Below are 10,327 nucleotides of genomic sequence, written 5' to 3'. Positions count from 1 at the left end.
TCGGTTAAAATGATAAATTCTGATTCATACGGAAGCTCTTGAAATAATTTCTTTGCTTCATTAACTAACTGCTCCCCTTTATCAATTCCTGTATATTTTGATCCAATTGGTAACAAAGGTAATAGTTTTAGCCCTAGATAATCGTACCCACAACCATAATCAATAATATGCACTGGTTTAGAAATCTTCCAAACTGAATTCACCAAAAAACCTAGGTAATCTTCGTTATAATATAGGTCTCTTGTATTTTTTAAATACTCCAGCTTGTTATCCCAATAATAATCTTTCAATATAATACCCTCCTTTCTTTATATTTAGAAATTTAAAATCTACTGCCCTGAAATGTTTCTATATCATATTCTTTACAAAGTTATTTTCACCTATGTATTCGGTATATATTAGACATATTCCTACATATTGTATTCAAACCTTTTATTATGTAAAAGGAGAAAAAGATAATATGCTCCCTACGAAACATATTATCCTCTCCTCTACCAATTTTAGTCTATAAAGTTGTTCATTTTTATCCCGCATTAACGGGTAGTCATCCCCTCAACTGATTAAAGTTTCGCTTTAGATAACTGATAATCCTAGACAATCATTCTTACATCTCTTCCGGAGCACCCATTCCAAGTAATCGCAATCCCTCTTTTAATACAATCGTTACTGCATAAACAAGTGCAAGTCTACTTTCCTTCTCTTGACTATCTTCTAAAATCCGAACATTTCCATAGTATTTATTAAATGCTTGTGCCACATCTAACAAGTACTTCGCAATATGTGAAGGTTCATTTTTGGAAAAGGCTGTTTCAATGACTTGCGGAAATCTATTCAATAGTTTTACTGTACTCCAACTATAATCGTCACTTAATTCAAAAGTTTCTGTTTCAAATTCGATATTTTCTTTTCTTAATATGGAACAAGCGCGTGCATGTGTATACTGAACATATGGTCCTGTTTCTCCTTCAAATTTCAACATTTTTTCTAAAGAGAATTCAATATTGTGCATACGTTCATTTTTTAAATCATGGAAAATGATTGCCCCAACACCAACTTGTTTTGCAACTTCTTCTTTTTGTTTTAAGTCTGGATTTTTCTCTTCGATATTCTGCTTTGCAAGCGCAATCGCTTCTTCTAATACTTCTTCAAGTAATACCACTTTTCCCTTACGCGTGGACATTTTTTTACCATCTTTTAAAATGAGTCCGAACGGTACATGCGCCATTCCGTCTACCCATTTATAACCAAGTTTCTTTAATACGGTGAAAAATTGTGTGAAGTGTAAGCTTTGTTCTGCTCCTACTACATACAGCGCTTTATCAAATTCATATGTGTTTTGACGATACAAGGCAGCTGTTAAATCACGCGTTGCATAAAGTGTAGCCCCATCTGATTTTTTAATTAAACACGGCGGCATATCTTCTTTTTCTAACTTAACAACTTGCGCTCCATCTGATTCTTCTAATAACCCTTTTTCTTCTAAAATCTCAACAAAATCATCCATTTTATCATTATAGAAAGCCTCTCCTTGAAAGTTCGTAAATTCAACTCCAAGGAGTTCATAAATACGCGAGAACTCTTTTAAAGATTCGTGACGGAACCAGTTCCATAAAAATACTGCTTCTTCATCATTGTCTTCTAATTTCTTAAACCATGCACGTCCTTCTTCTTCTAGCTCTGGATTCTCTTTCACTTCTTCGTGGAACTGAACGTATAACTTAAATAACTCACGAATCGGGTCTTCTTTTACAAGTTCTTCATTTCCCCATCTTTTATATGCGGTAATTAATTTTCCAAACTGCGTTCCCCAATCACCAATATAATTGATTCCTACAACCTCATATCCACACTTTTCAGCGATATGTTTTAAAGAATTCCCAATCATCGTCGAACGTAAATGTCCCATGGAGAAAGGTTTCGCGATATTTGGTGAAGAGTAATCGATTACTACTGTTTTGTCCTGCCCAAAATGGCCCTGTCCATATTCTTCTTTTTCAGCTAAGATCATTTTTAACACATCATCGCTTACTATGTGACGATTGAAAAATACATTCACATACGGTCCAACTGCTTCTACTTTCGTAAAAAATGGATCATCTAATTTTTCTGCGATTTCCTTTGCGATAACTGCTGGTGCTTTTTTGTATTGTTTCGCAAGCATGAAACAAGGAAATGCTGCGTCTCCGAATTCATCTTGTTTTGGTGTTTCAATTAAATCAATAATTTCTTCTAAGGATAAATCTGAGGATAAGATACTTGATAAACTTTTTGCAAATTGAATTTTATACTCCATATTGCTCCCTCCTTATTTTTTAAAACACAAAAAACTCGTCTCTAAAAAAGAGACGAGTTATTACCCGTGGTACCACCCTTGTTGTTCAATTCGAACCACTTTCCCGTTTATAACGAGGACAGGGGGCCCCGGCTTACTCTACTATTCATTTCAAGCAGCATCTCCGAAGTGCGCTTCATCCTCTTCTCCGTACTAGGCTCTCACCAACCCTAGCTCGCTTTACTTCTGAAGAAGGACTACTCTCTTCATCTACGACATTATATATAATTGATTATTGCTTATTATACATCTTTTCTAATAATTAGCAAGTTTCAATTACACCAAAATGAAATTTTGCACTTTTACGCTTATAAACAAAGAAATTATGTCTTTCAAATCGCGTACTACGGAAATGATCCTTTAGAACAACACGTTTTCTAGCAACGCGCTTTGCCTCTCTAATTGTTTCATCTGTGACATCATTATATAATGCAAAGTGTTTTAAACCTCGAATACCATCCGATTCAATTACAGTTTCTTCAAACATTGGATCGAGATAGACAATGTCATAACTATTATCTTCACACTGTTTTAAAAAGGTGAAGTGTTCTGTTCGCTTTACTGTAATGCTGCGCATCGCCTCATCAATTTCGGAAACTCCAGAATACCAATTTTGTAAACCTTTTTCCATTACATAAGCCATATATTGATTGCCTTCAAGACCTATTACAGCCCCTTCTTTCCCAACAATATAGCTTGCTACAATACTATCCGATGCCATACCAAGCGTGCAGTCTAACACCGTCATTCCCTTTTCTAACTTTGCAGCTTGTACAAATGGATCATGTTCTCCTCTCATTAATCTCTTCACACGAAACATTGCAGAGTTGGGATGGAAGAAGAACGATTCTTCTGTACCTTTTGGATAAATTGCTAATCTATTCTTTCCTACGACAAGCACATCTTGTTCATGCTGTTCATGTAATTTGTACACAGGTATATCATTACGCATTACAAAGGAGCATTCTAGTTCTTCCGCTACCTTTTTTGCATAAGCCGTCATTTCCTCATTTGTTCGTCCCGCTGTTGTTACAATCATCTTTTCACCTCGTATATAAAGAAAAAAGGAAGAATCACTTCTCCCTCTTTTTAGCAATGCTTTTCAAAAGCCTGTTCTAAGTTATTAATGATTTCTTCCATTGTTGCTCCTTCAATTTCATGACGATGGATGAAGTGAACAACTTCGTTACCTTTTAATAACGCCATAGATGGTGAGGATGGAGGAATATCTCCGAAGTACTCACGCATTGTTGCAGTCGCTTCTTTATCTTGTCCTGCAAATACAGTTACAAGATGGTCAGGCTGTTTTTCAGAACGTACAACCGCTTGACCAGCTGATGGACGAGCTAAACCAGCTGCACAGCCACAAACAGAGTTTACAACAACTAATGTTGTACCTGTCACATTTTCCATATATTCTTTTACAGCATCTTCTGTAGTTAATTCTTCAAATCCAGCGCGTACTAACTCTTGACGCATCGGAATTACCATTTGACGCATGTACTCTTCGTATGCATTTGACATCTTATTATCTCTCCTTCAACTTTCATTCCAAATTCATCATATCACGCTCTAATAATTGGCGCAAAAGAAAGATGGCAATGACGTCATTTTTTTGATGGAATTTCACAAATCCCTTCACGGCAATGCCCAACAGGGACAAGTTTCCGATTATTTGCAACATAATCATATACTTTATTTCCAAATCCAAGTAACATAGATAACTTAATGAACGGAACCGCAATCCAATATGCGGGGATAGACTTTGCTAAAACATATATACTCCCAATTCCATCGTACCATTTATTGTTTTTGAAAATATAAAGTCTTTGTTCCATCTTACTTTGCAGTACTTCAGACAACTGATACTCTTCCATTACATCTTTGTCGCGGAAAGAAACAAACGTCATTGAACCTTTTTTATCAAACTTTTTCGTACGCTCCGCAACTGCTGTACACATTGGACACCAGCTATCATAGAAAACAATCATACGATTACTCTCCTTTACGAGACTCCGTCATTTGTTTCCAAACAGAACCTTTTGCTTCTTCGCCGCCCTCAATGCGTTCTAATGCTAAGCGCGCCTGCATGGCTACTTCAAACTCTGGATCATCTTGTGCCGCTCGTAATGCTGGAATTGCACTTTCATCACCAAGTTCAAACAAGAACATCGCTGCACGCCAACGTACTAATTTACTTGGATCTTTAAGTGCTTTAATCATAACAAACATCGCTGCTGGATCGCCCACATCTGATAAGCAATCGCCTGCTGTACGGCGCACACTTACAGAACGATCTAATAAGGCTTTATATAATAACGGTAATACTTCCTCACCTTTTACCATACCTAAATATGCTGTTGCTAAACGGCGAATCGATACCTTTTCATCCTCTAACGCTTTTTTCAGAACAGGAATGTCTTCCTCGGTAGGATCCATTTGTTCAAGAGCTGCATAGCGTTTTTTCCAATCAGAATCTGCCATCATCTCTTCTGTTACTTTATATGGCACACGCTTTGCCACAGTTACTTCTATAGCCCCTGCCTGATCTAATAACTCTTTTATCGTTTGTTCAACGCGATCTTCTGGATAAGCGGCAACAATTTCTTCTACCACTTCTTTTCCGATTTCTTCAAAATTGCCATAACGTGTACTTTGCTCCACCCATTTACGCTCTTTTACAACGTTAGGTGCAGACATTTGCACTTTCATAATCGCTTCTTTAAAGCGGTCTGGTAATCCAACTCGTTCTTCCGTCGTTCCATCTGTTAATTTCACCTGCATTGGAATTGTAAAGAACATTTGAATAAACACTTTCACTTCACCAAAATGTGAAAGCTGCTCCTGTTCATCTTCTACTGCTACTTCTTCTCCAAACACAGCACGAACTTGCTGTAAAAGTACTTTCCAATCATACTTCGCATTTCGTTCAACTGCTAAAAAGTCCGCTACATGATACACACCTTTAATGCCTTCGATTTTTAAAATTTGCTGCACTTGTTCTGGTGCTTGTTCTGCATTTTCGTTTGTATAATTATTACGTGCTCCTGATGGTAATACTTCATTTAAAATAACTTTCATTGTATTTGGACTTGGCGTTGGTTCAATTGCTTTAATCTTCACGTAAATATACTCTCCTTTATTGCTTGTTCTTAGCTGTATTGTAACATGTTCTACCGTTATACTCCTACTGCAATGCTTGGTTTTACAAATCACAATGCGGAGACCTCACACCTGTAAACGCAAGATAAAAATTTTTAAGTTTACTTCTTTCATGCGTATACATAGGTTTTACTGCGATGCTTCCTCTCTCTTCCGCTCCAAAAACGTAATCCTTTCAATCACAACTTCCGTCTTATACACTCTCCTCCCCTGTTCATTATCATAATTACTCGTATGAATCCGGCCTGTAATTCCAACTAAAGATCCTTTTTTACAATACTCCGATACATTCTCAGCAGATTTTCTCCAGACTACGCAGTAAATGTAGTCAGCCTGCTGCTCCCCTAGGCTATTCCGAAATCCCCTGTTTACCGCAACACATATACGTGCGTAGGCAATTCCCTGCTTTGTGTAGTATAGTTCTGGATCTTTTGTCAATCTTCCAATTAATACAACACGATTCATCATATTTATACCACCTCGTATTTTTTTCTTTATTGTAGAAAAAAATAGAAGATAGGTAAAAAATGCAAAATGATATATTTCTAAAAAGAAATCATCACTTTAAATCTAAAAAAACACAAAAAGAAATCCCGCATGTTTCAATCATGCAGGATTTCTTCCAATTAGTCATTCTTTGTAAAGTAAGAAACAAAACGAAGAATTTCTAAGTATAACCATACTAATGTCATCATTAATCCCATCGCACTGTACCACTCCATATATTTTGGAGCTCCACTGCGTGCACCACTTTCGATTAAATCGAAGTCTAGTAATAGATTTAATGCAGCAACTACAATGACAACTGCACTAATAATGATACCGATTGTTCCGCCTTGATGAATATAAGGAACAGTCACACCAAACATGTTTAATAGAAAAACGATTAAGTACATAATCGCAATTCCAAACGTTGCAGCCATTACACCTGTACGGAATTTATCAGTTACTTTTACAACGCGAGTTGCATATAAGACTAACATTGCAAATAAAATTGAAATTGTTAGTAATACAGCATTTAAAACGATAGTATCGCCAAATTTCATTGTATAAACTGCTGAGATACTTCCTAGCACAACACCTTCTACTGCCGCATAAATCGGCGCGCCAATCGGTGATATGCGCGGGAAGAATATGGATGCAAATGCGACAATAGCAGCAACAACTAACGCCCCAATTAATACTGGCATTTTCATTGTTCCTTGCATCATCTGTATGTATGAATAAACAGACGTCGCAAGAAGCAAGGCAAGCATAATGAATGTTTTGCCTACGGCTCCGCCAATTGTCATCGCAGAAGCGCTCGCTCCCTGTTTACGAAATGCCTCTTTGTTCAACATTGGATTAGATGTTCTCATTTTTTCCCTCCTAAAATAGATTCTACCAATAAGTGTAAAGTTTTTCTCTTTATATTTCAATATATGTAGCCTGTTTTTATTTTAAACCTTCAACGATGTCAGATAGTTCGCTCCAACGTTCCATCGCTTTCTCTAGTTCTTCTTCTGTTTGCTGTTGCGCCTCAGAAAGCTCTTGTGCCTTTGTAAAATCAGAGCCAACATTTGCAAGCTCTTCTCCGATTGTTTCAAGTTTCTCCTCAAGCTCTGCAATCGTATCTTCAATTGTTTCCCATTCGCGTTGCTCATGATAAGAAAGTTTACGTTTACGTTGTTGCTTTGGTACTTCTTCTACTTTCTTTTCTTTTTGCACTTCCGCTTTCTCTATTATTTCTTTTGTTTTTTGCATCTCTAAATAATCACTATAACTACCTAAAAACTCACGAACTTCTCCGCCACCAACAAAGATAAATAATTCATCAACTACTTTATCTAAGAAATAACGATCATGCGATACGGTAAGAACGACACCTGGGAAATCTTCTAAATAATCTTCTAGTACTGTTAATGTTTGTGTGTCTAAGTCGTTCGTCGGCTCATCCAATAGAAGTACATTCGGTTCCCCCATTAAAATACGCAATAAATACAGGCGTCTTCTTTCACCACCAGATAGTTTAACAAGCGGCGTTCCATGTGAATGTGGCTCAAACAAGAAACGTTCAAGCATTTGAGATGCGCCAATTACTTTTCCATCTGTCGTATGAATAACTTCTGCGACTTCTTTAATGTATTCAATCATACGTTGATTTAAGTTCATCTCTTCATTTTCTTGTGTATAATAAGCAATCTTTACAGTTTGCCCCACTTCAATCTCACCACTATCAGGAGATAATTTACCCGCAAGCATATTTAATAGAGATGATTTTCCGCTACCGTTTGCTCCGATAATTCCAATTCTATCTCCTGGTTTCACGATATGATTAAAATTGTGGAGTACCGTTTTATCACCAAATTTTTTCGTTACATCTTTTAACTCAAGTACTTTCTTTCCTAACCTACTCCCGCTAAGTGCAATATCAACAGATTGCTTCGCAGCTGGCCCTTCCTGTCCCTCTAGCTCTTCAAAACGCTGAATACGTGCCTTTTGTTTTGTGGAACGCGCTTTCGCTCCGCGGCGAATCCAAGCTAGTTCACGACGATACAGATTTTGACGCTTTGATTCTTGTGCCAATTCTTGTTCTTCACGAAGTGCTTTCGCTTCTAAAAATGTACTATAGTTTCCTTCATAGCTATACAGTTTACCATTATCTAATTCAAAGATACGATTTGTAACACGATTTAAGAAATAACGATCATGTGTTACAAGTAAAACCGCTCCCGTATAACGTGATAGGTACTCTTCTAACCATTCTACCGTTTCATGATCAAGGTGGTTCGTTGGCTCATCTAATATTAATAAATCAGGCGTTTCAATAAAACATTGCGCCATTGCAATACGTTTCTTTTGTCCCCCAGATAAATTTCCAACTGTTGCGGTGAAATCTGTAATCCCTAATTTCGTTAAAAGAGATTTTGCATTCGCGTTTGCTTCCCATGCATTCATCGCATCCATACGCTGCTGCATCGCAAATAATTGTTCTTGTACTTTTTCATTGCTTGGATCTTTTTCTATATTTAATAATGATTGTTCATATTCACGAAGAAGACGAATAAGAGGTGTATCACCATGGAATACTTGCTCAAGTACTGTTAAATCTTCATTAAAGTCCGGTTGCTGTGATAAATAGCTAATTGTATACCCACGCGTATGCGTCATATCCCCTGTATCAGGAATTTCTATTCCTGCAATAATTTTTAATAATGTCGACTTACCTGTCCCGTTTACGCCAATAATCCCTGCGCGTTGTCCCTCTGCAATGCTAAATGATAATCCATTGAATAACGGTTTATCCCCATAGGATTTGGATACGTTTTCTACTGTTAACATTTTCATATTTGTGCATTCCACTCTTTCATAAATTGTCCGATAAACTCTTCCATATAACGATGGCGAACTTCAGCCTCTCGCTTAGCAGCATCTGTATTCATTAAATCTTTCAGTTTTAACAGTTTTTCATAAAAATGATTTAAAGATGGATCATTACTTTTTCGATATTCTTCTTTCGTCATCGCTTCACGCGGAGGAACATTTGGATCATACATTAATCTTCCCTTTGCCCCACCATAAGCAAATGTACGAGCAATTCCAATTGCCCCAAGCGCGTCCAAACGATCCGCATCCTGAACAATTTTTCCTTCCAATGTTTCTATCTTACCACCATGTCCACCCTTATAAGACATATTTGCAATAATATGAAGGATATGTTTACTTTCTTCTTCCGGAACACTCAATTCTTCTAACCAGTTAGAAACCTTTTTCATCCCAGCTTCTTCACTCTCATTTAACTTCTCATCGGCTACATCGTGAAGCAATGCCGCCATCTCGATTACAAAAAGATTGCCACCTTCTTGCTTTGCTAAAGAGATTGCTAATTTATGTACACGTTCAATATGATACCAATCATGCCCACTCGCATCTTTTTCTAAAATATTTTTGACAAAAGTTACTGTTTTTTGAATTTGTTCTTGTTTTATCATTTATCTTCACCCAGTTTCTTATTGTAACATGCCCTCATTTTTTCATCACATATTTTCTTGTCCGCCCATAGACTATTTTGTATGTACAATTACGAAGGAGGAAATAAAATGTTCTATAATAATCAACAGTCTTATCCGCACCAACCATACTATCCTCAAGATCAAGAGCAACAATATCAAGAACAGCCGTCGGAAAACCAAGAGCAGGAAACACAGCATCAAGAATTACAATATTCACAAAATCCATACGTAACCCAACAAACTCAAGAAACTCGATATCAACAGAATCCATATGTAACTCAGCAGACTCAAGAAACTCAGCACCAACAAAATCCATACGTATCTCAGCAAACTCAAGAAGCTCGGTATCAACAAAATCCATATGTAACTCAGCATGTCCCAGAAACTCAACACCAACAAAATCCATATGTAGCTCAGCAAGCTCCATATCAGCAACCACAAATGTATCAACCATACCACGACCCGCGTGTTTCACCACCAGCACCAACATTAGATTCAACACAACCACAAACCTTGCCAACGGGTTCTACTACAGGAATTCCAACTGAACCAACGGAACAACAAATTCAGCAAGTTGTTGGTACACAATTTTTATCCTTAAAAAAGCCTATATTAGATTTCGTAAAACCATGGGTTGAGTACGGTATGAATGAAGCAAAATATACATCCCCCCAACACGCCATGACAGAAGTTGCTGCGATTATGTTTTTAGTCGGAAAAGGATTTAATCCAACAATTGCCCATTATATTGTAGAGTCCTGGGAGAAGAATGAGCAGTTTTAAGGCTGTTCATTTGATAAAACATAAAAACTATAAAAGTGCCAAATCCCTTGTCTCACAA

At 37.1% G+C, this 10,327-nt stretch carries 10 protein-coding genes, 1 pseudogene and 1 other annotated feature; of the genes and pseudogenes, 1 reads left to right on the top strand and 10 read right to left on the bottom strand.

Annotated elements, in window-relative coordinates; all coding sequences use genetic code 11:
- The 10 genes and pseudogenes from V7183_RS16005 to V7183_RS15960 all read right to left on the bottom strand — a co-directional run.
- Nucleotides 1-290 (bottom strand): annotated as a pseudogene (locus V7183_RS16005) (methyltransferase domain-containing protein); the annotation flags it as partial.
- 314 nt (nucleotides 291-604) lie between these two features.
- On the bottom strand, nucleotides 605-2,293 hold the full coding sequence (gene argS / locus V7183_RS16000; RefSeq protein WP_335360147.1) for an arginine--tRNA ligase: 1,689 nt from the start codon (nucleotides 2,291-2,293) through the stop codon (nucleotides 605-607).
- Between the two features lie 45 nt (nucleotides 2,294-2,338).
- Nucleotides 2,339-2,554 (bottom strand) — a binding site (T-box leader).
- Between the two features lie 40 nt (nucleotides 2,555-2,594).
- Complete coding sequence (locus V7183_RS15995; protein ID WP_335360146.1) at nucleotides 2,595-3,371, bottom strand: class I SAM-dependent methyltransferase; 777 nt, start codon at nucleotides 3,369-3,371, stop codon at nucleotides 2,595-2,597.
- Between the two features lie 50 nt (nucleotides 3,372-3,421).
- Nucleotides 3,422-3,856 (bottom strand): BrxA/BrxB family bacilliredoxin, encoded by a 435-nt coding sequence (locus V7183_RS15990; protein ID WP_335360145.1) that lies wholly within the window; start codon nucleotides 3,854-3,856, stop codon nucleotides 3,422-3,424.
- Nucleotides 3,857-3,939: 83 nt separating this feature from the next.
- Complete coding sequence (locus V7183_RS15985) at nucleotides 3,940-4,323, bottom strand: thiol-disulfide oxidoreductase DCC family protein (RefSeq protein WP_335360144.1); 384 nt, start codon at nucleotides 4,321-4,323, stop codon at nucleotides 3,940-3,942.
- Between the two features lie 4 nt (nucleotides 4,324-4,327).
- Nucleotides 4,328-5,455 carry a conserved virulence factor C family protein gene (locus V7183_RS15980; protein ID WP_335360143.1) on the bottom strand — a complete coding sequence of 376 codons (1,128 nt, stop codon included), beginning with the start codon at nucleotides 5,453-5,455 and terminating at the stop codon, nucleotides 4,328-4,330.
- A 168-nt stretch (nucleotides 5,456-5,623) separates the two neighbouring features.
- Complete coding sequence (locus tag V7183_RS15975) at nucleotides 5,624-5,962, bottom strand: single-stranded DNA-binding protein (protein ID WP_097894757.1); 339 nt, start codon at nucleotides 5,960-5,962, stop codon at nucleotides 5,624-5,626.
- Between the two features lie 158 nt (nucleotides 5,963-6,120).
- Nucleotides 6,121-6,852, bottom strand: coding sequence for a Bax inhibitor-1/YccA family protein (locus V7183_RS15970; RefSeq protein WP_097894756.1), 732 nt, complete (start codon nucleotides 6,850-6,852; stop codon nucleotides 6,121-6,123).
- Between the two features lie 76 nt (nucleotides 6,853-6,928).
- Nucleotides 6,929-8,821 (bottom strand): ABC-F family ATP-binding cassette domain-containing protein, encoded by a 1,893-nt coding sequence (locus V7183_RS15965; protein ID WP_335360142.1) that lies wholly within the window; start codon nucleotides 8,819-8,821, stop codon nucleotides 6,929-6,931.
- Nucleotides 8,818-9,465, bottom strand: coding sequence for an HD domain-containing protein (locus V7183_RS15960; RefSeq protein ID WP_097894754.1), 648 nt, complete (start codon nucleotides 9,463-9,465; stop codon nucleotides 8,818-8,820). Before V7183_RS15960 ends, V7183_RS15965 begins: the two co-directional genes overlap by 4 nt.
- A 108-nt stretch (nucleotides 9,466-9,573) precedes the next feature.
- On the opposite strand from V7183_RS15960, the gene V7183_RS15955 reads away from it, so the two are divergent.
- The gene (locus tag V7183_RS15955) at nucleotides 9,574-10,269 is read left to right on the top strand and encodes a hypothetical protein (protein WP_335360141.1); all 696 of its coding nucleotides are present in this window, start codon (nucleotides 9,574-9,576) and stop codon (nucleotides 10,267-10,269) included.
- Nucleotides 10,270-10,327 lie beyond the last annotated feature (58 nt).

The organism is Bacillus sp. JJ1127, assembly GCF_036965845.1.
In the GTDB taxonomy this organism is placed as follows: domain Bacteria; phylum Bacillota; class Bacilli; order Bacillales; family Bacillaceae_G; genus Bacillus_A.
Note: the sequence above shows the minus strand (reverse complement) of the source record. Positions and strands in the feature narration are given on the sequence as shown.

Excerpts from the sequence above, each read along its gene's own strand:
- argS (WP_335360147.1), bottom strand. The coding sequence starts at position 2,293 with ATGGAGTATAAAATTCAATTTGCAAAAAGTTTATCAAGTATCTTATCC.
- V7183_RS15995 (WP_335360146.1), bottom strand. The coding sequence starts at position 3,371 with ATGATTGTAACAACAGCGGGACGAACAAATGAGGAAATGACGGCTTAT.
- V7183_RS15990 (WP_335360145.1), bottom strand. The coding sequence starts at position 3,856 with ATGTCAAATGCATACGAAGAGTACATGCGTCAAATGGTAATTCCGATG.
- V7183_RS15985 (WP_335360144.1), bottom strand. The coding sequence starts at position 4,323 with ATGATTGTTTTCTATGATAGCTGGTGTCCAATGTGTACAGCAGTTGCG.
- V7183_RS15975 (WP_097894757.1), bottom strand. The coding sequence starts at position 5,962 with ATGATGAATCGTGTTGTATTAATTGGAAGATTGACAAAAGATCCAGAA.
- V7183_RS15970 (WP_097894756.1), bottom strand. The coding sequence starts at position 6,852 with ATGAGAACATCTAATCCAATGTTGAACAAAGAGGCATTTCGTAAACAG.
- V7183_RS15965 (WP_335360142.1), bottom strand. The coding sequence starts at position 8,821 with ATGAAAATGTTAACAGTAGAAAACGTATCCAAATCCTATGGGGATAAA.
- V7183_RS15960 (WP_097894754.1), bottom strand. The coding sequence starts at position 9,465 with ATGATAAAACAAGAACAAATTCAAAAAACAGTAACTTTTGTCAAAAAT.
- V7183_RS15955 (WP_335360141.1), top strand. The coding sequence starts at position 9,574 with ATGTTCTATAATAATCAACAGTCTTATCCGCACCAACCATACTATCCT.